At 55.1% G+C, this 23,112-nt stretch carries 20 protein-coding genes and 1 pseudogene; 19 read left to right on the top strand and 2 right to left on the bottom strand.

The genetic code is table 11. From position 1 onward, the window contains the following. Positions 1-22 precede the first annotated feature (22 nt). The 6 genes and pseudogenes from GT409_RS11940 (at position 23) to GT409_RS11965 (ending at position 8,397) form a co-directional block, all read left to right on the top strand. Positions 23-2,437 carry a glycoside hydrolase family 95 protein gene (locus tag GT409_RS11940; protein ID WP_160629302.1) on the top strand — a complete coding sequence of 805 codons (2,415 nt, stop codon included), beginning with the start codon at positions 23-25 and terminating at the stop codon, positions 2,435-2,437. Between the two features lie 99 nt (positions 2,438-2,536). Then, complete coding sequence (locus GT409_RS11945; RefSeq protein WP_160629303.1) at positions 2,537-3,580, top strand: uroporphyrinogen decarboxylase family protein; 1,044 nt, start codon at positions 2,537-2,539, stop codon at positions 3,578-3,580. A gap of 268 nt (positions 3,581-3,848) precedes the next feature. Beyond that, entirely contained in the window at positions 3,849-4,262 is a 414-nt protein-coding gene (locus tag GT409_RS11950; RefSeq protein WP_160629304.1) for a hypothetical protein, read from the top strand. Between the two features lie 25 nt (positions 4,263-4,287). Continuing rightward, positions 4,288-5,919: a sulfatase family protein gene (locus GT409_RS11955; RefSeq protein ID WP_160629305.1), complete on the top strand. Its 1,632-nt coding sequence runs from the start codon at positions 4,288-4,290 to the stop codon at positions 5,917-5,919. A gap of 216 nt (positions 5,920-6,135) precedes the next feature. Beyond that, positions 6,136-6,255, top strand: a pseudogene (locus GT409_RS11960) (L-rhamnose mutarotase); the annotation flags it as partial. A 12-nt stretch (positions 6,256-6,267) separates the two neighbouring features. Further along, the gene (locus GT409_RS11965) at positions 6,268-8,397 is read left to right on the top strand and encodes an RNA polymerase sigma factor sigma-70 region 4 domain-containing protein (RefSeq protein ID WP_160629307.1); all 2,130 of its coding nucleotides are present in this window, start codon (positions 6,268-6,270) and stop codon (positions 8,395-8,397) included. On the opposite strand, the gene GT409_RS11970 is transcribed toward GT409_RS11965, so the two are convergent. Further along, the gene (locus GT409_RS11970; RefSeq protein WP_160629308.1) at positions 8,394-9,014 is read right to left on the bottom strand and encodes a hypothetical protein; all 621 of its coding nucleotides are present in this window, start codon (positions 9,012-9,014) and stop codon (positions 8,394-8,396) included. The two genes, GT409_RS11965 and GT409_RS11970, sit on opposite strands and share 4 nt — an antisense overlap. 2 nt (positions 9,015-9,016) lie before the next feature. Continuing rightward, positions 9,017-9,271, bottom strand: a complete 255-nt coding sequence (locus tag GT409_RS11975) for a hypothetical protein (protein WP_160629309.1) — start codon at positions 9,269-9,271, stop codon at positions 9,017-9,019. 113 nt (positions 9,272-9,384) lie between these two features. Between GT409_RS11975 and GT409_RS11980 the strand changes: the two genes are divergently transcribed. The 13 genes from GT409_RS11980 to GT409_RS12035 all read left to right on the top strand — a co-directional run bounded on the left by GT409_RS11980 (position 9,385) and on the right by GT409_RS12035 (position 23,110). Then, positions 9,385-9,723: a helix-turn-helix transcriptional regulator gene (locus tag GT409_RS11980; protein WP_160629310.1), complete on the top strand. Its 339-nt coding sequence runs from the start codon at positions 9,385-9,387 to the stop codon at positions 9,721-9,723. 129 nt (positions 9,724-9,852) lie between these two features. Continuing rightward, a complete protein-coding gene (locus GT409_RS11985; protein WP_160629311.1) occupies positions 9,853-10,311 on the top strand; it encodes an ERCC4 domain-containing protein in 459 nt (152 codons plus the stop codon). 160 nt (positions 10,312-10,471) lie between these two features. Continuing rightward, positions 10,472-11,542 (top strand): DUF2800 domain-containing protein, encoded by a 1,071-nt coding sequence (locus GT409_RS11990; RefSeq protein ID WP_160629312.1) that lies wholly within the window; start codon positions 10,472-10,474, stop codon positions 11,540-11,542. Positions 11,543-11,566: 24 nt separating this feature from the next. Continuing rightward, positions 11,567-12,364 (top strand): hypothetical protein, encoded by a 798-nt coding sequence (locus GT409_RS11995; RefSeq protein ID WP_160629313.1) that lies wholly within the window; start codon positions 11,567-11,569, stop codon positions 12,362-12,364. Between the two features lie 109 nt (positions 12,365-12,473). Then, entirely contained in the window at positions 12,474-14,771 is a 2,298-nt protein-coding gene (locus GT409_RS12000) for a DUF5906 domain-containing protein (protein WP_160629314.1), read from the top strand. Between the two features lie 286 nt (positions 14,772-15,057). Beyond that, positions 15,058-15,525: an RNA polymerase sigma factor gene (locus tag GT409_RS12005; RefSeq protein WP_160629315.1), complete on the top strand. Its 468-nt coding sequence runs from the start codon at positions 15,058-15,060 to the stop codon at positions 15,523-15,525. A 1,869-nt stretch (positions 15,526-17,394) separates the two neighbouring features. Further along, positions 17,395-17,781 (top strand): hypothetical protein, encoded by a 387-nt coding sequence (locus GT409_RS15940; RefSeq protein WP_233231551.1) that lies wholly within the window; start codon positions 17,395-17,397, stop codon positions 17,779-17,781. Next, on the top strand, positions 17,709-18,908 hold the full coding sequence (locus GT409_RS12010) for a terminase large subunit domain-containing protein (RefSeq protein WP_233231661.1): 1,200 nt from the start codon (positions 17,709-17,711) through the stop codon (positions 18,906-18,908). The genes GT409_RS15940 and GT409_RS12010 overlap by 73 nt, the downstream gene beginning before the upstream one ends. A 41-nt stretch (positions 18,909-18,949) precedes the next feature. Beyond that, positions 18,950-20,098 carry a phage portal protein family protein gene (locus GT409_RS12015; RefSeq protein WP_160629317.1) on the top strand — a complete coding sequence of 383 codons (1,149 nt, stop codon included), beginning with the start codon at positions 18,950-18,952 and terminating at the stop codon, positions 20,096-20,098. A 16-nt stretch (positions 20,099-20,114) separates the two neighbouring features. Further along, positions 20,115-21,161: a phage protease gene (locus tag GT409_RS12020; RefSeq protein WP_160629318.1), complete on the top strand. Its 1,047-nt coding sequence runs from the start codon at positions 20,115-20,117 to the stop codon at positions 21,159-21,161. 56 nt (positions 21,162-21,217) lie between these two features. Then, on the top strand, positions 21,218-21,640 hold the full coding sequence (locus tag GT409_RS12025; RefSeq protein ID WP_160629319.1) for a hypothetical protein: 423 nt from the start codon (positions 21,218-21,220) through the stop codon (positions 21,638-21,640). A 28-nt stretch (positions 21,641-21,668) separates the two neighbouring features. After that, the gene (locus tag GT409_RS12030) at positions 21,669-22,610 is read left to right on the top strand and encodes a hypothetical protein (protein WP_160629320.1); all 942 of its coding nucleotides are present in this window, start codon (positions 21,669-21,671) and stop codon (positions 22,608-22,610) included. Positions 22,611-22,708: 98 nt separating this feature from the next. Further along, positions 22,709-23,110 (top strand): hypothetical protein, encoded by a 402-nt coding sequence (locus GT409_RS12035; RefSeq protein WP_160629321.1) that lies wholly within the window; start codon positions 22,709-22,711, stop codon positions 23,108-23,110. Positions 23,111-23,112 lie beyond the last annotated feature (2 nt).

Here is a 23,112-nt window from a genome sequence, read left to right on the forward strand (position 1 = left end):
ATTTAGTTTCAAGGGACAAAAAATGATCAGACATGCAGATGAAGAAACCGGTCCGCTAAAGCTTTTTTATCGGTCTCCGGCGGATTCGTGGATTGAGGCGCTTCCGGTTGGCAACGGACGTCTCGGTGCCATGGTGTACGGCGGGATGGGAAACGAGCGTATCCGGCTCAATGAAGATACGCTTTGGTCCGGTGAGCCGGGTGACAACAATAACCATGACGCAATCAACTGGCTGCCGAAGGCGCGGCAGGCCGTATTTGACGGTCGGCATAAAGATGCCATTGACTTCTGCAAAAAAATGCAGGGCGCCTATAACGAATCCTTTCAGCCGTTTGGAACACTTCATTTGGTATCTGACTGTGCGGAAGCGGCTGATTATCACCGCGAACTGGACCTGGACCGAGCCGTTTCCCTTACACGCTACCGTATTGGCGAGACGGTTTTTACGTGCGAGGTTTTTGCCAGTCATCCCGATCAGGTGATTGCCGTTCGGCTTGAAGCAAGCACACCGGAGAGCCTGTCGTTCTCGGCATACATAGACTCTCCCCATCCCTGCAAAATAACGCGCGACGCATTTAATCGGCTTGTAGTTCGCGGACGCTGCCCCAGCCATGTTGATCCGAATTATTACGATTCGGGCAGTCCCCCGGTGGTTTATGACGAAGGAAAGGGCATGCGTTTTACCGGCGTACTGCATGTTAAAACAGATGGTGGCGAAATCCAACTGGATGACGATGGGCAATTTCATATTCAGAATGCGGATCATGCACTGCTTCTGTTTTCTGCAGGTAGCAGTTTCAACGGGTTCGACAAATCGCCTTCTGCGGAAGGAATCGACCCGGACAGGAAACCATTTGCTGCCATTGATGCCGCTGCCGGAAAATCGGCGGAACAACTGCTGACTGATCATATCGCCGATCATCAGGAGCTTTTCCATCGTTCCATTCTAACTTTAACACCATCGCGCTCCGAGATGGATACAGCAGAACGAATCCGGAATTATACAACGCCGGACGACCCCGGTTTGGTTGCGCTTCTCTACAACTTCGGTCGTTACCTGCTGATTGCCAGTACTCGTCCCGGCTGTCAGCCCGCTCATCTTCAGGGCATTTGGAGCATGGATGTACGCCCGCCGTGGAGCGACAACTGGACGCTGAACATCAATAGCACCATGAATTATTGGCCGGCCCATGTATGTAATCTGAGTGAATGCCACTTGCCGCTGATCGATTTTATCGGCGAGCTCGCTGTGCGCGGTCGCGAAACCGCGCGGATTCATTACGGGGCAAACGGCTGGGTGGCGCATCATAATGCCGACATCTGGCGGCAGACCGCACCGGTCGGCGATTTCGGCGTCGGCGATCCTGTCTGGGCCAACTGGGCCTTCGGCGGCATCTGGCACTGCATGGACCTATGGGAACACTATGCCTATACCGGCGATGAACAGTTTCTTCGCGAAACCGCATACCCGCTCATGCGCGGTGCTGCCGAATTCTGTCTGGACTGGTTTGTGCCCGATGCCGACGGCTGGCTGGTCACGGCCCCGGCAACGTCGCCCGAAAACCGTTTTGTCCGTCCTGAAGACGGCGGCGATGGTATGGTCTGTGCAGGTTGCACGCAGGATACCGCACTGGCATGGGACCTCTCCACTCATCTGATTTGGATCTGCGAGCATTTCAATATTGATCTGGAATTCTGCAAAAAGATTTCGACTTTCAGGGATCGGCTTCGTCCATATCGGATTGGTTCAAAGGGGCAGTTGCTTGAATGGGATCGGGAATACGAAGAGCAGGACCCGCATCACCGGCACATGTCGCATCTGATCGGATTCCATCCTGGGCGGCAGATCACCTTTGATGATGACCTTGAACTGACCGCAGCCGTTCGCCGGTCGATGGAGCTGCGCGGCGACGAGGCAACCGGCTGGTCTATGGCGTGGAAGGCCGCTGTCTGGGCGCGCCTGCGCGATGGAAACCGCGCGGCAGATCTGATTGCCCGATTGTTTACTTTGGTTGGCGATATGTCTGTTCGGGAAGCCTGCGACACGTGCCCGTCCGGAGGAATCTATCCCAACCTGTTCAGTGCCTGTCCGCCGTTGCAGATTGATGCCAACTTCGGTGTTGCTGCCGCAATTTCCGAAATGCTTCTCCAATCGCACCGGCAGGTGGATGACGTATATGAAATCCATCTGCTTCCGGCACTTCCAGAGGCATGGACTGATGGTCGAATCAACGGCTTGCGTGCTCGTGGAGGTTTTGAAGTTGATCTCGAGTGGGTAAACGGAAGGTTGAGTAAAGTATGCATCAAATCCCTTGCTGGCTCTCTTCTGCGAGTACGGTACGGTGATCAGATCCTTCTTTTTAAAATTCAAGTTGAAGAAGAGATTAGGCTGCTTGAAACATGTTTTAATGCGGAGGCCGTCGATTTTCTATTTTGATGCTCTAGTTAACGAATCTGGTGCACAATTATTATATAAATTTTGCTGGCATTGCGAATGTCAAGGCTGGCTGGGAAATGAAACAAAAGGAAAAGATTTATGACCTCAAAAGAACGAGTGGCTGCCATTTTTAACGGAGAACTCCCCGACCGGGTGCCGATGTGGCACGGGCTTTCAACCGAGTTTATTGCTAAGGCATTGGGCGAAACCGGCTTGCCGGATGAAGAGGCCCTGCGGGTGCGCATGGCCGACGATTTCCGCCGGATCCACGCATCCTATGACTTGCCGGAAGAAACGCTCGCTGAGGGCGTGGTCTACCGTACCGTCTTCGGTGTGAACCGCATGGGGGAGGGCTACGGCCAGCCGGTCGGCCACGTGCTGTCGGATGTATCGCTGTCCGAAATTCATGACTATCCGTGGCCCGACCCGGCCTGTGTGAACGTTTCGACGCTGCGCGAACAGGCTGCGCCGTGGAAAGAGTCCTATTCCATCCTCGGGGGCGACTGGTCGCCCCTCTGGCACGACGCCATCGACCTGATGGGGATGGAAACGCTCTACATGCGCATGTATGACGAGCCTGAAGCCGTCGATGCGTTGCTGACTCACCTGACTGACTTCTATGCCGCAAGCTGCCGGAAGATTTTTGATGAAGCCGGCGATCTGATTGATGTCTTTTTTATGGGCAACGACCTCGGCAGTCAGACCGGTCCGCTGATGGGGCCGGAGCAGTTTGAACGCTTCATCCTTCCGCACCTCAAACGTCTGATCGATTTGGCTCACGACTACGGGCTGAAAACCCAGTTGCATTGCTGCGGCGGCATCTATCCGCTAATTCCCATGCTCATCGACGCCGGACTCGACGCGCTCCATGCCCTGCAGCCCGACTGCCACGGTATGGGGCTGCGCGAATTGAAAGATGCCTACGGCAATCGCATTGTGCTCAACGGCGCGATTGATTCCCACCATACCCTCATCAACGGCAACCCGGATAAAGTCCACACGGATGTGCAAAAGGTGTTGGCGGTCATGAAGCCGGGCGGCCGCTACATCGCTGGTGCCAGCCACGATTGGGTGCTCGAACAGACCCCCGTCGAAAACATGCTTGAGATGGTTGATGCGGTGCAGGAATTCGGAACGTATTAAAAATGGGATTTTGGAAATGACCAGTAAGTGTGGTTGTTGGAATGTGTGAAAAAAGTTTGTGGTATGAAATCGGTTTTCTTTATGGAGAAGAAATCCTGAAGCTCTTTTTGTTCGCTGTTTTTGTGTTTTCCGCCACCGTGCGTTTGGTCGGGACTCCGGTAACTGCGCGGCAGGTTGAACATCACCTCAACCCGCCCGTAGCGACATCAGAATAGGAGGCAGAAGAGGTCTTCCACAGCGAATAAACGAATTACGAAAGGAAATGATTATGCTTCACGACCCGAGTCATTACACCCCGGCGGTCAGCGCCGAAGAAATTGTGGTTTCTTCGGCAGACAAAGATGTCCTGCGTCGTCTCGCGGAACAGAAGGCTGAAATTTCTTCTCTGCCGGTACAGCAGGAGACGACCCGTCTCTGGACGGCTCCCAACGACATGGTACCAGAGCGTCCAATGGTCTGGGCCAACGAAATATGCTGGAACGAAATGGAGCATAACGAAGAACTGACCCTGCAATGCGAAGGCGGTTGGGCTCGAGAGCAGGAGCGGGTGCTGCGGCACGAAATATACCAGTGGAACCATTTGCCGGGCGACATAGTGGTCTCAACCCGTGGATCGAATGCCCAAAGGCGATTCACAGCACCGATTTTGGAATTATTGAGCAGACCGATATCTGCACTGTAGGAAGTCAATCAGGAAAGGTAAAATTATGAAGTTTCGTTATCAAAAAGAAATGTGCGGTTTGCTGACTCTGTCTTTGGCGGGAGTTGTTGCCGCAGAGCAGCCTAACATCGTCTACTTTTATGTGGATGACATGGGCTATGGGGATGCAGGCTGCTATAATCCGACAGGAAAAATTAAAACCCCTAATCTGGACAAGTTCGCTAGCGAGGGGATGCTTTTTACCGACGCACACTCGACCGCAGCCGTGTGCTCTCCTTCTCGCTACAGCCTGTTGACCGGTCGGTATTCCTGGCGCTCCACTCTGCAGCAATACATTGTCGAACTCTACGGCGAGGCGTTGATTGATAAGGATCTGGTCACGGTTCCTAAGTTGCTGGCACAGAATGGTTATCACACCGGAATGATCGGAAAGTGGCACCTGGGTATGTCTTGGGATTTCGAGGTGTCGGAGAGTATGCGCCCGGACCGGGAGGCAGTTTCGAGCTGCGATGGCTATCAGCTTCCTGTCTCTGAAGGTGATCGAAAATACTGGCACGAGTCCTTTTCAAAGCCCGTCCTTGGGGGGCCTGTAGCCGCGGGGTTTGAGTCGTTTTTTGGGGTCGATGTCCCAAACTGGCCGCCTTATGCCTACATTCAGGACCAAAAGCTGACTGAAATTCCTACAGAGCAGCTTCCGAAACGTTTACAAGGGAACAATCTGGCATCTATGGTGGGGCCGGCGGTCTCGCACTGGAACTTTGAACAGCTCCTGCCAACATTCGCGGACAAGGCCGACCGGTTCATTAAAGAGCATGCCGCACAAAGCGAACCGTTCTTCCTGTATCTTCCGGTGACCTCTCCGCATACGCCCCTTTCCGTTAATAAACAATGGATCGGGAAAAGCGGTTTGAACAACCTGTACGCCGATCTGGTGATGGAGACCGATGATATTTTCGGTCAGGTTCTTGCGTCTCTTAAGAAACATGGCGTAGAAGATAATACGCTGGTGATCTTCAGCAGTGATAATGGCTGTGCGCATTATATCGGGATTCGCAAGGATGCCTCCGACGGTTGCGAGCAGGCACTTGAGCCGCAGGGGCATTTCCCCAGTGGCCCCTTCCGTGGGTATAAATCTGATATTTGGGAGGGCGGGCATCGTGTGCCGTTTGTCGTTCGCTGGCCGGGTGTGATCCAGCCGGGTACGGTGAGCGACCAATTTGTCAGCCAGGTTGATTTGCTGGCGACATGCGCCGATATCCTGGAGGTGGAGCTTCCTGCAAATGTCGGGGTTGATAGCTTCAGCATGCTTCCGCTGCTTAAAGGAGAGGACGTATCCTCCCGCGACCATTTGATTTCGCACAGTATTCGCGGAAAATTTGCGATCCGAAAAGGCGCGTGGAAGCTCGTTCTCTGTTCGGGATCCGGGGGCTGGACACTGGTAGATGCCGATGCGACCCGGCAGGGCCTTCCTCCCTATCAGCTCTACAACATGGAAGACGATCCGGCGGAAAGTAAAAATCTGTACGCAAAGCATCCGGACATCGTAAAGAATCTGCTTTCCGACCTCGAATCCTATGTTGCCAATGGGCGCACAACCCCGGGGCCAAGCCAGGAAAATGATACGGGCGTTGATCTGTGGAAAGTGGAAGATCGCTCTTTTCTTGAGGCATTAAAATAGTCTCTGGATTCTCGTTGGGGAAACGGTGGTTTCGGCTCATAACAGACGCGGATGTGTTGGTGCATTTCGAAACGGTCATTCTGCCCACACTGGACAAAGATGCAATTGAGATTATGAATACTGTGTCCAAATCCGGCGCATCCTGGGTAAAGGGGTCGGGTAAAGGGGTCCTATAAATTAATGATTTTGGTTGGACGGGTGTCGTGTGCGGTGGATGATTTGAAGAATTTACAGATCGTTCAAAAATGGTGGGAAACCATGGCCGATCTGATGGAAAACCATCCCAACAACACGCCGATATTTCAACCGCTCCCTGAAGTTTTTCACATGGCTTAGTTAAGGGTTTAGGTGGCAAGTTTATCGAAGTTTACGAATCCGGAAGTTTTTCGTCGGTTTAGTCCGGTCCTGCTGGCCGAGTTTTTGGGGCGTAGCACCGAGGCGGTAAAAGCTCGCGGGATCGACCTGCCGTCGGAGCCGACGGAAGACAATCTGCCGTATGATCAGATTGCCCTGCTGTTTCTCTCCGCCGATGAAGCATTGATGGGGCTGTACGATGCCATTAATCTAGTCAATACGCTGGCGGCAAATAAAGGGCGCGGCGCAATTCTCGAAGCAGCAAAGGAGAAAAGCGTCTGGGTCCCATGCGAATTGTCCTCTCCATACGATGTGGCTCTGTGGACATGGTTGCATTACCCGGATATTGCTGAACGGGCAGGCTATCGCCTCAAAATGCACAATGCCCGTTCATTCTATTATTTCCCGTCTTTTCTCGGGGAGGACACCCCGGCGTTGCAGTACACCCCGGCAAATATTGAGCGGTTCGCCGACACAATGGGTTCATTCTATGCTCAGGCATCCAAAGGTGGCGTTGCCAAGGTACTGGATGTGATGGAAGCCGATGAGCTCTGGCTGTTGATCCGGCATGGCGGCTATCTGGAACGGCGGGGCGATGTGGATGAAGAGTCCGGCGAGGTGTCTACTATCTGTTTTCGCGATGAGGAATACGACGTGCTCATCTATAATGCCCGCCATCGGGAACTGAAAATCCGCCGCACGACCGATGCGACCATGGAACGGCTCAAGGTGGAGTTTGGTCAGATTTTCTTCGGTTCGGCGCACACCTTTGTCGGGCGTGAGAGTTTTCCGCTCAGTGTCCTTCAGCAAAACGACCTCTCATTTTTCCGAACCATTAAGGTGCCGGGCATTAAATCCGTCAGGTTTTCGGAAGTGCGCTATATGCTTTACGGTTCAGTAACAAAGACCGTTCATGAAAAATCAGCCGACCTTTTGCAGTCTGCGTCGATCGACGGCTACGTGGTGCCGAAGATCGCGTTCCATGTGGATTTTGCCAAGTTGCACTTTTGTTTTGAGGGGGAGGACAAATACCGTTCTGTAGATCTGTATCCGCCGAATCGCTCCAGCTTCGCCAGAGAATCCGATGCCCGGAAAGTGGAAGAATGGCTTCGAGAGGCATCCCTGCTAAACGGCGGTTGCAATGCCGACATGGACGAACGATTTTTTAAAGCACTCAATATTCATTTGGGAGAGTCGTATACGCTCAACGAGTGGAACCTCTTTTTTGGTGATACGTTTGAGCGGGCTGATCCATTTTTGCAGAATATCGGCAAGGATGCATCCTATTGGTGCGCTCCCGGTTCAGCCAAGCGGTTTGACATCCTGCGGGAAGGCGAAAAGGTCACCGCTCTTTCTCCGGATTACGAAAACAGCCCGGAACAGGAGCGGCGCAACATTGACCCGGCAGAACTCCGGCTATTCAAGCTGTGTCCCTGCTCGTTGTCGATCCGCCTCAACCGATCCTTCGGAGTGGAAAATGCGTTCTGCTCTTTAGAGGACGGGATTTATCGCATGGGAACACTGCGCGGGCCGGATCGCCGCCGTCACCGAGCCTTCCTGCTTGCCCATGCGGAGCGCAGCACGATTGCGTTGGCAAAACAGACGGTCGGACAGGAAGGAGAGGGCATAATTCTTGTCACTCCGGATTATTGCCCGGAAACAGTCGATTTCGCGGTCAAAAATAAAATTCTCTATGTCCCGTTGCGTGACACGCTCTTGCCTGATTTCTCGCTGACGCAGACATTCGACGAATCAAAAAAACAGTTTTTTGCTCTTCATGCCGGGTCGGAGCTTCTGTCGCAGGATCAGGTCACCGGCTTTTTTGCGATTGCGCAGGCGCTGGATGAGAATCCCAGGCTGAAAGCCCCGGTTCATTCCGTGGTTTTCAACCTCTATTGCGGACAGGGAATGAGCTCGGATGAAATCGCGCGGAAATGTGGATGCTCAAAAGCAACCGTGATCAGCCGGCTGGAACGTTTAAAGTCCAAGATCGGACGACCGTTGACTGAGCTCCGTGCCTACAGCGATCATTTTGAAAAAATCGCCGAAACCCTCGCCGATGATCGCGCTTCCGGCTATGACGCCCGCAAGGCCATCTATGACGATGCCGCCTATCAGGATTAAGGAATTGGCCAGTTCTTGTCCTGTTCCAAAACCCGGAAATAGCCCTTAATGCAATTGGGGTTGCGGACTGCAATTTGAACATGCGACTTCCTGTGAAATCCAGCTCCCGGATAAACCGGATCGCCCTCTGTAAACATTCCCCGCACGGTGGTAAAGGGAGGTTTTTCTGACTTTTCCTCCCGCATGCCGTGCAGGTACTGAATCACTGCACAGTCGAGCGGGCGCAGCAGGAGGTCGCCGCTGCCGTCTGCATCAATATTCTTTGGGAGAGGCCGTTTTGCTTCGCAGACCGCCTCTTCAAATGCCTCATAAGCCTCTTGTACAACCTGGATTGATTTGGCATCCAGCAGGTTTAGGCAATGTCCAAGGTCGATAATGGCTCCGACCACATCCGGGGTTTTGATTGATTCTTTACTGCGTTCCGGATGTTTTTGTAACTGCGTTGCGTATTCCAGTGCCCGTTTGGGGTTGTTTTCCCAGAAATAGATGCCATGCCCGAGCCAGTCGTAATCATTCTGACTGGGATTGAGTCGGGTTTCTCCGGCAACCAGCTTGTCCGCAACGGATTTGTCGCATCCATGAAACCCGAGAACAAAGGACGGAAGGGCGGAATACATGATCAGCGGAACTGTTTTTTCAGCTTGCCGGTCGGGGTGTACATGCCGGTACGGTCCAACAGACGTTTTGCCAGTTCGGGATCGGTTTTTACCCGTTTTCTAAGTTCCCGGATATTTTCTATTTCTCTGTCTGCTTCAATAGCTGTCATGGCAATTCCCTTTTCAATTCGACACCCGTTTCTAGCACTCCCAGGGCGCATTTGTCGAGCAGTCCGTTCTTTTTCTTTGGAAAGTTGACCGTTGGGTAACCCGGTCAACTTTGCTGTTACCTTCTTTCTGTAAATAAGTTGCGCGTCTTGATTCTCCGGGTTGCTGACCGTCTCCGCACAGTATGGGCGTTTTTCCCGCCCAGCGAGCAAAGTGCAACAAAATGTGCGGAGATACAGCAATGAGTGTGAACAACGATGATCTGATCCGGGCGGTCTTCACTGCCACCAACGAAGCAAAAGCACAGGCCCTCGAAATTTTGGAAGGTAGGGCGAAGTCGCCTGGCCTAAGCGGAGTCGAAGGGCCGAGTGAGCCGTTTGCAGACCCTGTTCTTCTTCGTATGGGCGAGGCCGCCGAACTGCTGAATGTCAGTCGCGCCACGCTCTGGCGCATCATCAAAGCCGGTCGTCTCGAAAAAGTCGAACTCTACCCCGGCTCTTTTCGTCTCCGCCGTTCCGACATCCTGGCACTCATCAGCGGAAAGGAGACCTCCCGTGGTTAATAACCTTTCCGCATCCGCACCAAACGTAGGACAGCGCTTCCAGCCTGTCTGCGATTCTGAACCCGCACGGTCTTCAATTCGCGCCCGTTCATTCGCGGTTAAAAACTCTCCTGTTGAAGGCGGTGCATCGTGCTGATCCGCATCGACACCCGCGAACAGCAGCCCTTGGAGTTCGAGCGCTGTGCCACCGTGCGCGGTACGATCAGCACCTTCGACTACGCCATCGAAGGCGACAAGGACTTTTTTGCCATCGAGCGCAAATCCCTTTCCGACTTGATTCAGTCGCTGGCCATCCAGAAAAACTGGATTCGCGAGTTGAAAAAAATCCGCCGAGCCCGTGCCGCAGGCATGCCCAGAGTGTTCTACGTCGTCGAAGCCAACCGTGAGGACATCGAGCACTTTGATTACGCCATTTTTACCCGTGGACGGATCGGATCGCCCTTCATTTTCCACCAGCTCAGCGAGCTGGAATACAACTTCGATGTTCACGCCATCTTTTCCGGCGATGCCCTTGGCGCCGCCCGCGACATCCACCGCCTGCTCAAACGTCGTTCAGAAGACCTCAAAGCGCAGGAGAGTGAACAATGATTTGGCGATCCATAGGAGGAGCGAGCTCTCCGAGCACGCTGTCTGATATCTGTGCGCCATGCGCCCGCGGCCCACCAACCTTTGCGCTTTTTGCGCTCTTTCGCGGCTAATCAATTCCCCACCAACCGAGAACTCTTAACTGATAACTGAGAACCAAATTATGACTAATAATTTACACGCCAAACACGGCCCGTCTTCTTTGAAGAACAAGGAAATCTGTCCCCACTGGGAAAACCGCCCCGGTTCATCCGCGGCGGCCGATGAAGGGACGATGATGCACGAAGCTGCCGAAACCGGTCGGCTGGTTGGCCTCAACCCAGAACAAATCGCCCAAGTGCGGGAATGTCTCGATGCAGTTGATCAAATGCAGTCGGAAATTCCCGGATGCATCCGTTATCCCGAGCTACAGGTTGATGTGTGCGGCCTGACCTTTGGCACGGCGGATGTCGTGCTGATCGGCACGAAAACCGCGACCGTCATCGACTATAAAATGGGACGAGTCCCTGTCGATGATGCAGAAATCAACCTGCAAGGCTGGGCCTACGCCCTCGGAGCATTTGATCTCTTTGGCGTGGATTCGGTCAAGGTGGTCTTCTTGCAACCGCGTTGCGATTTACGGACGGAGCACACTTTTACCCGATCCGCCGACTATGACCGGATGCGCGACCGTGTCGCCGCTGTCATCGAAAAGGCTGAAGACCCGAAGAGTCCCTATAACCCGCATCCTGACAACTGCCAGTATTGCGGTGCCAAGGCGCTTTGTCCGGCGCTTACAGCCAAAGCCATGATGGTGGTTGAAAAACTGCCGGAGCGGCTGGAACTCCCGAAGGTAATGGATCCGCTGCAGATTGCGGAACCCGAACAGATGGCTCTGGCATTACGCCTTGCACCCGTTTTGATCGATTGGGCAGAGGCGGTCAAAGCCCATGCACTGGAGATGGTACGCAGCGGTCAGGAAATCCCGGGATACGAACTCAAACACCGCAGCGGACGGCGAGTCATCAAAGAGCTGTCATCCGTCTGGGACATTGTCCACGCGGAATTCGATCTTCCGCTGGAGCAGTTCCTTCCCGCCTGTTCGATCTCCGTCACTTCCCTCGAAAACGCAGTGAAGTCCGTTCAGGAGCGCGGGCAGGGCGCCAAAGCCATTCGAAAGCTCAACCAGCTCCTGACAGCCGAAGGACTCTGCACCACCGATCCCGAAATCAGCTATCTCGCAAAAGAACGATAACCCCAACCAAAAGGAGAAAATACAATGACCACTACATCGTTCAAAAAAGATAAAGACAACACGCAAGGTGGAGCGGGCTCTCCGAGCACGCTTGCCCCTGTAACTGCGGGCGTTGACCGCGGCCCTAACAACCATGAACTGACAACTGCGAACTCCGGACTTCCCTCAATCGGCGGTTTGGCCGGAGACTATGAAGAATCTGACTTCCGTCTTCCCCGGATCAACATTGTGCAGTCGGTTGGCCCGATGTCAGAGGACTTCGACGCCGGAGCCATCGTGCTGAACAAGGACATCATTGTTCTGCCGGCGGCATCCGATCCCAAGGTCTGGAGCGATCCGTTGAACATCACCGTCCTGAACGCCAAAAAGGAATTTCAGGAAAACATCGAATACGGCTCTGACGAAATGCCGGAAACAGTTGAGACGCTGGAAGAAGTGCACGAGCGTGGTGGATGGATTGATTTCCGAAATGATGAAAAGCCCCCGTGGCGTCCGATGCTCACCGCATTGCTGCTCATCGAAGCGCCGACCGAAGAACTGTCCGAAGAATTCTCGATTCAAGGATCGGACGGCAAAGCCTACGAGCTGGCTCTCTGGACAATGAAAGGCTCGGCGTACAGCCGTGCCGGAAAAGCGATCAACACCGCTGCCCGGTTTGCGTTGCGCAACAAAGAAACCGGACTGCCCGAATTGCACAAAGGAAAATGGACGCTTCAGGTGCGCCGCGAAAAACTGGGAACCAATCTCGTGTTCGTTCCCCGTCTGCGCCAGCACGGCAAGCACGCCGACGAGTTCATCGACTTCATCACCACGCTTCTCTGACCGGTTCCGTTCTGCCCTCGGTTCCCCTCCATTGGAGGGGTGCCCGTAGGGCGGGGTGGGGTCTTTCGCCTTTAACGCTTTCAACCTTTAACGATTTGAACGAATCCCAATGAACACTTCCGATTTCCTGTCCTGCCTGAAAAACGTCTCCAAATGTTCCGGAGGCTGGAAGGCATGCTGTCCGGCGCATGAAGACCATTCGCCGAGCCTCAGCATTACTGAAGGTGATGACGGGCGTATCTTGATCAAATGCCATGCTGGATGCGCAACGGAGCAGGTGCTTGCTGCCATGAACCTGACCATGGCCGATCTGTTTCCAGACTCTGGAACAATGTTTTCCCTGAATGTGTCGGATCTTGCCCGGAAGTCGGAAAGAGCAGCGCAGTACCGCTCCAAACGGCCGATGCGCCAGACATCATTCCATTCTTATTCAAAAGATGGACAAATGCTGGCCGGTGTTTTCCGTTTTGACCCCTCCGATGGTTCACAGGGCAAACAGTATGTCCCCGTTCACGCAACTCCGTCCGGCGGTGCGGTCGGTGATCCACCGAACGGCTGGCCGCTTTACCGTCTCGAAGCCATCCAGCAGCGTCCCGAAGAACCGGTTTTCCTGGTCGAAGGTGAAAAAGCAGCCGATGCGCTGACTGAACTCGGATTGCTGGCCACCACTTCCGCCCACGGTTCCAATGCCTGGAAAAAGACTGACTGGTCGCCGTTGGTCGGACGCGACCTGATCACTATGCCCGACAATGACGATGCGGGCCGCAAATACATCGAAGACGTTGTTGCGCACATTTACGAACTCGGAAGACCGGAATCCATCCGCCGTATCGAACTGTCCCATCTTGCCGAAAAATCCGATGCTTACGACCTGATCGCTGTTTTGCGTGAAGAAGGTTTGTCAGATGCCCAGATCAAAGCCGAGCTGCTCACCATGGGAGTGGATTGGTGCCCGGAGGTTGAACCGCCTGAATTCGCCATGCTCAAACGACTGGCCATGAACTATGGCGATGCCTTTTCCCGTGGGTCAAAAGGGCAGCCCGTGTCGGTGAATCAACAGTTTGCAACCGGATGGTGTGCCCAGACCTTAACCCTTTTGTTTGATCCGTCCCTTCAATGTTTTTACGAATACGATCCTGCGTTCGGCCTGTGGGTCCAGCGTACCGATGCCGTCATTGTGCAGCGGGTCGGGACAGCGCTGGGGCAGATGCTCAATCTTCTTTCATCAGTCCACCTCCAGTCCAAGTGCGGTCAGAACGTCTTGGCTGCAATTACCAACCTGCTAAAAGGCATGATCGAAAAACAGGACGGTTGGTCCAAATCAGATAACTGTATCCATCTCTCCAACGGCATGCTTAACATCGATGTGCAGGCCCCACCGCATCTGGGCATATTTTCTTCCCGTTATTATTCCCGCAACCGTTCTTCCTATCCTTGGAAACCGGATGCCCAATGTCCGCGCTTTCTCGGCGAGCTGCTGGAGCCTGCCTTGTCGACGGATGACATTCAGCTGCTCCAGAAATACGCGGGGCAGTGCCTGCTCGGTCGTAATGCGTCCCAGACCCTTTTGCTTATTCGCGGTACTGCCGGCGGCGGAAAATCCACCTTGTGTGAAATCATCGAAAACATCATCGGGGAAGAAAACGTATCCCAGCTCCGGGTTGAACAGCTTACTTCCCGGTTTGAGTCATCACGCTTCCTGGGGCGGACATTGTTGTCCGGAAAAGACGTAGCGGGCAACTTTCTCGATACCAAAGGTGCCTACGTTCTTAAATCTCTGGTCGGCGGTGACCGCCTCGAAGGAGAAGTCAAAGGTGGGAACCTGCCGGTCTCTATCCGAGGCGAATTCAACTCGATTATCACCTCCAACAGTCGGCTTTGTGTCCGGCTTGATGGCGATGCCGCAGCCTGGCGACGACGCCTGCTCATCATCGACTTTGATCAACCGCCAGTTGCAAAGCGTATTCCGTTTTTTGCCACCCGCCTGCTTGAAGAGGAGGGGCCCGGTATCCTGCGATGGATGATCGACGGGGCCGTCGCTCTGCTGTCCGACCTTGAACAACACGGTTCCGTCCAGCTTTCGGAAAACCAGATCAAACGAATCGAAGACCTGCTTGCCGAATCCGACTCTGTACGCGCCTTCGTTCGTGAATGCGTCGAAAAAGCCGATTCCCTGTCCTCAATCACTGTATCCGAACTGACTGCCGCCTACTTTGACTACTGCGACTCCCGTGGCTGGGAAGCCCGCTCCCGTCGCCGTTTCGAAACTGCCGTTGTCGATACCATGATGGAAATTCACCGTGCATCACGACGAAACGATATACGACGTGACGGAAAAAATCAGCGCGGCTACTCACACGTTCGGCTTGTCGGCCAGACTCCCAACTATGGAGATGAACTATGTTGATGATCCTCTTTATCTCTTTTCCCGGACGGTTCGGACGGTTGTCGAAAAGTTCTTACGTGGAAAAAATACAGAAAAGTGAATTTTCTATAATAAGAGTTGAGCGCAACCGTCCGAAGCGTCCGAGCTCCGATTTTCCCGTTTTTTCCACCTTTGTGTCCTTTTCTCTACCGTGGAGCAGACACTCCTGTCTGCTCATCCGCACCGCAGGTTCTCAGCCAGCTTTGTTCCTTCCTGTCGCCCAAATAACCAATTTCCAATAACCAATATCTGAAAGCGAAGCTTTCCCATGACCTGCCACTCCTGCCCCCATTACAAAGCCATCCTCAGCGGCAAGCATGATTCCACCCCTTGGGAGGAATTGCCCTGTGCCACCTGCAAGTTGGGTGAGGATACGTTTTACTCGGTTGAGCTGGACGATGATCATCCGCCGGTTCCTTCCGCTGATCCCGCGTTCGAGCGCACGAAACTGGAAGACCAGTTGGCCAAACACATGCCGGTATCCATCCTGACCGATTTTTTGCAGTCGCTTATGAAGCTCCCCGTTGAACAGCGCGATGTCGTTTCCTGGCGACTTCAGGGCATGCGGTACAAGGAGATCGCCGAACGTCAGGGCACGTCGATCCAACTGGCGGAGATGCGCCACAAGATCGCCATGCGCGATTGTCCGGCGCTGGAGTATCTTTTCCCTGAGAAAGCGGCTAAGCGGAAGCGTTGGCGTTCCCGTAGGCAGGCATGGCAGAAATCCTGCCAGTGAATACACTGTCATGATTTCCTGCTGTACGGAGCCCAGCCAGCCGCCCTTTGTCTCCGGACTTCCTCCTGGATTCCATTCGTACCTCATTTCATCCAGCGAGGAAGATCCTGCGTCAAAGTTCGGCTCGCTGGTCTCCGCCTCGGTCGGGCCTTTTGAACCGTCGGCAGACTGAAAGAAAGAATGGTACCGGTCCCTACGGAACCCCCATTCTTTCTTTCAGACTGCCTTCCGGTTGGCCTCCCTCGGATCGCATCCGCTCAAATTGTCGGGTGGCGGAACAAGCGCCACCTTGAAGTCCGTCAAGCGCCGTCCCGCCCCGCAGCCCGCCGTCCACCGGCCCCTCAGCCTGCGCCATTCGTACCTCATGTCGCAGACACCGGGGCAGGGAACTCCCGGGCAGTCGGTGCGAGCCATCGCTTCACGGACTTCCCCTCAGTCGGCCTTTGAAAACCGTCCACAAACTGAACCATCAGTCGTACCTCCTTCCGGTCCAGATTGTTCCCGGTTGGCCTCCCTCGGATCGCTCCGCTCAACTTGTCGGGTGCCGGGCTCCCGGCACGGACGCTCGGAAAGCCCCAGACGCACATAAGTTGTTTTTATGCGTCCGCGGAATACCGCACGTGTCGGCCAGTTCGTACCTCACCTAGAGGCCGAAACATCGCATAAAAACCACTTATGTTCGTTTGGTGGCGGGGGATCAAACCCCGCTTTCCTCGCTCCAACCCGGCACGGCTCGTTTCTCGCACGTGCCTTCCCTCTGCGCGTTCACTCAGGGGGAGCCCCAGCGGCCTTCGGGCGAATACGCCCTTTCGGCGCCCCGTCTCCCCCTCGGCCTTCGGCCTCACCCCCTTTCCCCATAGCTGTCACGGTTTGTGCTTGGGGCACAAACCGCGCCAGCCCCGTGTGTAGTCAAGTCCAGTGGGGGGAGGGGTTCTCTCCAGCAGGGGCTGGTCCGCCCAGCGGAGCCTGCATTCCGGTCGCGCCCAACGCAGGCTGAAGCCCAACCGAACCGACCGGCAGCGCGAAGCGCCCGGGCGACCTGCAGGCAACACTATGGCGGCCAGCCCCCGCTTCCGTTCACCCCTGAGAATCCGTCGGCGGGCACCATCCCGCCCGAAGATGCCCGCCCAAGTGCCGCCGCCGGAAACTCGCCGCAATAGCGGCACGCCGGGTCGCTCGCAGGCTCGCAGTCCGGCTCCCCTGCCGGGGGCAAGGTATTGTCCCTGAAGAAAAGCCCTGAACACCTCACGCCGAAAAACGCCGGGCAGAAACCGCAAGCCCACACACCCGCAAGCCCCGGCGCGAACGCCTGTCCTGAGCCCGGTCGAAGGGCGCTTCGCACGGCTTTCCAACCCTTGGAAAAAATACTTCCAAGGTCTGGAAAAACGGCCAGCAATTTTTCCAATGCTCGGAAAAGGCAGCCGTAAAATTTCCAATCCTCGGAAAACCTGATCCGGAATTCTTCCGACCTCTGGAAAACTCAGAGCCGTTTTTTTCAACACTTGGAAAATTGTCGGGGTGCAGGCTCAGCCTGCTTCCCACCTTCGAGTGAAAACGTTCCAGCTCTCGGAAAGCGCCCGCGCCCGCGGGTCGCGGAGGGAGGGGGTGCCCGAAGGGCGGGGGTGGGTGGCCATCGAAGATGCATCGACTGACTGGAACGTTGGAGTCAGGTCCGTTTCAGAATGTTTCAGCCGATCATCAATCGGCAATTTGAAAATCGGCAATGCCGATGGGTTCCCCCCCAGAGGGTCCCCCCTTCCGGGCGCGTCGCGGGCGCGCCGCGCCCTGTATTATTCTGCATCAAGCAGGGTGGTTGAAACACCCTGAAACCTCAACCGGCACGCGCCGTTTGATTTTTGCCCTTAGGGCATGAAATTTAAACCCGGACAATCAGGCAACCCCGCAGGCAGCAAAAAAGGGCCGCGTAGCGGGCGCATGCTCGCTCTCGCAGAGCTCGACTCCATGCTTAAAGACGCTGGCGTTATGGAAACGCTTCGTGACGGTCTCCAGAAATCGCTGGAGCGCGACCCCGTTTGGTTCTTCCGCCGCATTATCATGCCGCTGCTTCCCAAGGAAGCAACGCTCTCACTTGAAAACAACGGAGAGTTCAAATGGAAACTCCTCACCGATACCGCCCCCATCGAGGACAGCTCAGAATACATCTCTCAAAAGCGCGATTCCGCATTGTCTGTACCGGACGACGGTTCGGGAAAACCCTCTGCCTTGCCCGCGAAGTCGCCGAGCGCGGAGTCTTAGAGCCCGGAGATTACGGATGGATCGCGCCGACTTACAACGTTGCCGACCGTGGGCGTGAGGCATTTCAGGAAGCCTTTGAGCCGGAGTTTCTGCGCTTCAGCGGACGGACTCCGTCACGCTTGGAATTCACCAGCCCGAATGGAACCAGCCGGGTCTGGTTTCTTTCCGCCGACAACCCCGAAAATATTCGTGGTTACGGCTTCAAAGGCATTGTCGTCGATGAGGCGGCGGTGATTCCGCCGGATGTTTGGACATACATTCTGCGTCCGACCATCGCCCAGACGTTGGGGTGGGCCGTGTTTATCTCCACGCCCAAAGGACGCAATTGGTTTTACGATCTGTTCACCCGCGGTGAAGATCCGTATGAGCCGGATTATGAATCCTTCCGGTTCCCCAGCATCGACAATCCGTTTTTTCCTGTCTCGGAATGGGAGGATGCCAAACGGACACTGCCCGCCGATGTGTTCCAGCAGGAATACGAAGCGCAGTTCCTGGAAGACAGTGCCGGAGTTTTCCGCAACGTATCGTCCTGTTTGTTTCCTCAGAGGGCTTTAACCCGCGAAGACCGCGCGGGGGCGGTGGTCATCGGATGCGATGTGGCCAAGCACACCGATTTTACCGTGCTCGTCGCCATGAATCAGCGCACTGGGCGCTGCTTCGACATGGAACGCTTTAATCAGCTCGATTGGCCGATCCAGAAAGACCGCATCCTTGAGTTCGCCCGCAAATGGCGCGGGCGCATCATTCTGGATGCAACCGGCGCCGGCGATCCGATCTACGACGATCTGGCACGGCGGTATTCCAACATCGAACCGTTCAAGTTTACCGCTCAGTCCAAAGTGGAGCTGGTTCAGCGGCTGATTGTCGCCGTCGAACAGCAGAAGGTGAGCTGGCCGGAAGAGTGGCAGGTCTTAACGAACGAAATGCAGCGCTACGAATACGAAATCTCTGCCCGCGGCCGATTGAGCTACAATGCCCCGAGCGGCTTCCACGATGATTGCGTCATGGCGCTCGCTCTCGCCAATCACCGCCGATGGGAAACCCAGTCCGTCGGGCCGATGATCCCGCTTGCTCCGAAAGGACGCTTTTCACCGTTCGCCCGGCGGCCGCGCATACTGCCCGGCTGATTTGATTTTTGCCTTTATGGCACAAACAAAGTGAGAATTTTATGCGTTATCTCTGTTCCACAAAAGACCATGGCTATCGAGACTCAACCAATCCGCTGCGCGGACTGAACATGCAGCGGCTTGTCGCCTTGCAGGAGTCCGGCGAGCGCGGCGAGTACGCCGATCTTCAATGGTTCTACTACTACATGGAACGCTCGGATGCGATGATCCATTCGGTAATTCAGCGGCGGCGGGCCGCGCTGCTCGCTCTCGACTGGGATGTGCGCGTTGTTTCGCAGGAAGACGACAACCCGCTCGCTCAGGAGCAGGCCGATTTCCTGCGCATGGTTTACGATAACATCGACAATTTCCGAGAAGCGGTTTCCTTTCTTTTTACCGGCTTCTTCCGTGGCTTTGCCCATCTCGAAAAACACTGGAGCCCCGGCGGGCTGATCGAACGCCTTGAGCCGGTCGAACAGTGGTTCTGGGTGCGTGACGGCCTGTTCGGCGATTGGGAATACAACGATGGTGCCATTTCGGGGCATCGGAGGGGAGTAACTATTGAAGATTATAACTTCATTGTCTTGGAATCGCCTGCGCTCGACCGAATTTTGAGCGTTCTCTACCTGCGCAAGAATCTATCCCAGACGGATTGGGATGCATTTCTGTCGGTCTATGGCATCCCGTCCATCTTTCTGGTTGGTCCGCCCAATGCCGATGAAACGAAACAGAAGGAATATCAGGCTGTTGCTGAGCAGATTCTTTCCAACGGGCGCGGATTCCTACCGCACGACAGCGACATCAAGTTTGTGACCGGCGGCGGAGAAAAGCCGCCGTTCCAACAGCTGATTAAATATCTTGATGAGCAGATTACCATTGCCGCTACCGGCGGACTGCTGACCATGCTGGCCCAACCCGGCAGTGGAACGCTCGCCGGAAGTGCGCATCAGAACAGCTTTCATCAGATTGCAAAATCGGATGCGGTTTCGCTGGCTGGGGTGCTCCAAAACGCTATTGACGTCCCGCTGCTTGCCGAGTTTTTTCCCGGACAGCCGCCGCTGGCCTACTTTGAATTTTCACCCGGCCTCAACGAGGAATCCCGTCAGCTCGTTGAAGATGCCGTCCAGCTTAAATCCGCCGGGCTCGATGTAGATCCCGCCGAACTATCCGAAAAGACCGGCTACACCCTTACGGAAAAACAGTCTGTTTGATTTTTGCCCATAGGGCATGAATTTAATTTTGAACCGCAATTTCGAACTTCCTGAGGACGGATGGTATCAGCTCGCCCCGCTGGGCGAGTTTCCCCATGCTGCCGCCGGAGTCACCCAGATCATTGACGAGGCCGCCTGTAACCGAATGGTGACAGCGTTTGAGACAATCAAAAACGCTTCCGATAATTTCCCCGGCCTCCTGATCGACTTCGATCATTTCTCCCTCGATGCCGCCAAGCATTCCGAAGCCGCAGGCTGGATTACTGATTTAAAATTGATTCCGAACGGAGGAGGGCTGTTCGCCCAGATTCGTTGGAGCGATACCGGCGAAGCCGCCGTCAAGGGCGGGCGCTATCGCTTCCTCTCTCCGGTCTGGGCGAAATCTGATTGCGAAGACCTTGGAAATGATCGCCTGCGTCCGGTGTGCCTTTTGAATGCGGCCGTCACCAATGACCCCAATTTAAAGGGCATTTTGCCTCTTTCGAACCGAAACCCCGCCGAGCCGTTTGATTTTTCGGCTTTAGGCAAAATTCAAAAGGAGAAACCCATGCAACCTGTCATTGATGCTTTGCTCAACAAACTGAATCTGCCTGCCGACACCGCCGAGGCCGATCTGATCGCCGCCATTGAAAATATGGCAACGGCGGACGAAGCTGCCGTGCTAACCAACCGGGCGGAAACCGCTGAGACTTCGCTTGCCGATCTGCAGACCGCCCAGCTCGAAGCAGACGCCGATGCCTTCTGCGAAGACAACGCCGATCTGATCGAAAACCGTGATGAAGTCCGCGCCCGGTTTATTGAAAACCGCGAACTGACCGAGGCGGTATTCAAAAACCTCAAGGCTCCGGCAGAACCCGCACCCCCGGCTCCTGCCGTACCGGCAGCTCGTCCGCAGCCGCTGCATAACCGTGATTCGAAAGTCGCGGCAACCCGGAATCGTGATGCTGTCGCCAACGAATCCAACGCGGTAAAAATCCGTAACCGTGCTGCCGAGATCATGAAGACGGAAAGTGTCGCTTACACAGAAGCCTTCCGTCGCGCCGAACAGGAACTCGCTGATTAACCCAACTCTGAACTCATAACTGTTAACCAATAACTCTCGACTGAAAGGAGAGCACCATGTCCCAGTCCAACGTCAAATTTGGTCCCGTCCCGTTCAATTGCGGCGAAGACCTCACCGCCGCTGCCGATCACTTAGCAGTTCTCAGTCACGATACCGGAACCCCGCAGATGCTTCTGCCGGATTCTCTGACCGCGCTTGCGCTTTACCTCGTGCTTGAAGGTGCCGCCATCGGTGCAACCGGCTACTTCCTTCCTATCACGGGTGCCGCCAACGTACGGCTGCCGCTCATCGGGACCTGCAACCCGGGCGATACCCTCGTGCTTGCCGATCCGACAGTCGAAGGACAGCCCGGCAAAGTGATTGTCCTCCCCGAGGATGCCGGAACCTACCGTGTCGTAGCCATCGCCGAAGAGGCTGGCATCGACACCCAGCTCGTACTCGCCCGTCCCGCCAACCTCGGAACCATCACCGTTGCCTAACCAGCATTTCTAACTAAAGGAGAGCCCCATGTCCCGTTTATCTACTATCAGCTCCAGCCCGATGCTCCGCCAGTTCGCGCAGGGTGCCGCTCAAAGCGCCATCATGCCCGTGGCGGACTTCATCGCCCCGACCATCGAAGTGCCGACTTCGACCGGACGATTCAAAAAGTACACCGAAAAACACCGTTTCCATATTCCGAAGACTCTTCGGACGCTTGGAGGCCGGGCGTCCGAACTGCGCTTTGAAGTGTCCGACCAGACCTTCAACTGCGAACCGCACGCCCTCGATTATCCGGTCGATAATCTCGAGCAGCTTGAAGCTGAAGGGCTCGAAAACATGCTCCGTGAAGGAGCGGTCGCTGTAGCTGAAGTTGCTGCGCTCGCACACGAAAAAACAGTCATTGATCTTGCCGTCGAATCTATTGGCCCCGGTGCTGATGCAACCTGGAATGATGCCGCCGACCCGGTTGCCGATATTGATGACTCCATCCTCGACGTCATCAAAGCCTGCAAATACGGCTCGCTGATGAACATTGGTGTCCTGTTCGGTGCGTCTGCATGGAACGTGTTCAAAAATCAAGCTAAAGTCCGCGGGCGTTTTGTCGTCGGCAGCGGTGCCCGCAGTGGGGTGGGGCTGGCTGTGCCGACCCAGTCCAACGCCGGTGAACTGTTCATCGGTTCGCCCGAAGTGCGCACCAGCTACATGGTGTTCGACGATGCGCCCGAAGGCGTCGATGAGGATGTTCAATTCCTGCTCGATTCCGTCGTGCTTGTCTTCGCCCGCAAAGCGCAGCCGACCCGCCGCGATCCGTCCTTCATGAAGACCTTCCGTCTCATGAACCGCTTCATGGTTCCCGGCTCCTACCAGCGCGACGATGGCCGCGTCGAAGTCGCCAAGTTCGACTGGTCCGAAGACGTTCAGGTCTCCAATTCCAGCGCGGCCAAACGCATCAACGTCTCCGCCGCCTAACCTGTGGGTTGCCGCCCGTTTCCTTTGTAGGTGCGGGCGGTGACCGCGCCCTTCGTTTTTAACGATTTAAACCTTCAACGATTTTAACGGTAAAACCCATGTGGAAAGAACTCACAGTCTCATACATCGAATCGATCATGAACCCGACGGTTTATGCGTCCTATCAGGCGTGGCTCTCGGATAATCCGGGGAAAGCCGGGCGGCTGGCTGACATCATCAGCATGACCACGACCGAGTATCGCAGCGCGATGGAAGCCAATGCGTTGCCGGTTCCCGACACGTCGGCTTCGGCGGTTCATGAGTCGTGCGTGCGCCATGCGCAGACCACGATTCTATTTGAGCTGAAAAAGGAAATCGGTCTGACGCTTTCCGAGGCGGAAAACGCTGCCGCCATCCGAGCCGATGTATTCCTTCGTGCCGTCTGGATGGGCTCGATCCCGATAATTATTTCGTCCCAGCCGTCACCGTCTTACGCCTCCCTTGAAGATATCCCCGAATAAAG

The organism is Tichowtungia aerotolerans, assembly GCF_009905215.1.
Taxonomy (GTDB): domain Bacteria; phylum Verrucomicrobiota; class Kiritimatiellia; order Kiritimatiellales; family Tichowtungiaceae; genus Tichowtungia; species Tichowtungia aerotolerans.

Bases quoted from the DNA above. Each gene is read 5' to 3' on its own strand.
- GT409_RS11980 (WP_160629310.1), top strand. From the start codon at position 9,385: ATGTGCGGAGATACAGCAATGAGTGTGAACAACGATGATCTGATCCGG.
- GT409_RS12020 (WP_160629318.1), top strand. From the start codon at position 20,115: ATGAATTTAATTTTGAACCGCAATTTCGAACTTCCTGAGGACGGATGG.
- GT409_RS12005 (WP_160629315.1), top strand. From the start codon at position 15,058: ATGACCTGCCACTCCTGCCCCCATTACAAAGCCATCCTCAGCGGCAAG.
- GT409_RS11945 (WP_160629303.1), top strand. From the start codon at position 2,537: ATGACCTCAAAAGAACGAGTGGCTGCCATTTTTAACGGAGAACTCCCC.
- GT409_RS11990 (WP_160629312.1), top strand. From the start codon at position 10,472: ATGACTAATAATTTACACGCCAAACACGGCCCGTCTTCTTTGAAGAAC.
- GT409_RS11940 (WP_160629302.1), top strand. From the start codon at position 23: ATGATCAGACATGCAGATGAAGAAACCGGTCCGCTAAAGCTTTTTTAT.
- GT409_RS11970 (WP_160629308.1), bottom strand. From the start codon at position 9,014: ATGTATTCCGCCCTTCCGTCCTTTGTTCTCGGGTTTCATGGATGCGAC.
- GT409_RS12030 (WP_160629320.1), top strand. From the start codon at position 21,669: ATGTCCCGTTTATCTACTATCAGCTCCAGCCCGATGCTCCGCCAGTTC.
- GT409_RS12035 (WP_160629321.1), top strand. From the start codon at position 22,709: ATGTGGAAAGAACTCACAGTCTCATACATCGAATCGATCATGAACCCG.
- GT409_RS12015 (WP_160629317.1), top strand. From the start codon at position 18,950: ATGCGTTATCTCTGTTCCACAAAAGACCATGGCTATCGAGACTCAACC.
- GT409_RS11995 (WP_160629313.1), top strand. From the start codon at position 11,567: ATGACCACTACATCGTTCAAAAAAGATAAAGACAACACGCAAGGTGGA.
- GT409_RS12000 (WP_160629314.1), top strand. From the start codon at position 12,474: ATGAACACTTCCGATTTCCTGTCCTGCCTGAAAAACGTCTCCAAATGT.
- GT409_RS11955 (WP_160629305.1), top strand. From the start codon at position 4,288: ATGAAGTTTCGTTATCAAAAAGAAATGTGCGGTTTGCTGACTCTGTCT.
- GT409_RS12025 (WP_160629319.1), top strand. From the start codon at position 21,218: ATGTCCCAGTCCAACGTCAAATTTGGTCCCGTCCCGTTCAATTGCGGC.
- GT409_RS11950 (WP_160629304.1), top strand. From the start codon at position 3,849: ATGCTTCACGACCCGAGTCATTACACCCCGGCGGTCAGCGCCGAAGAA.
- GT409_RS15940 (WP_233231551.1), top strand. From the start codon at position 17,395: ATGAAATTTAAACCCGGACAATCAGGCAACCCCGCAGGCAGCAAAAAA.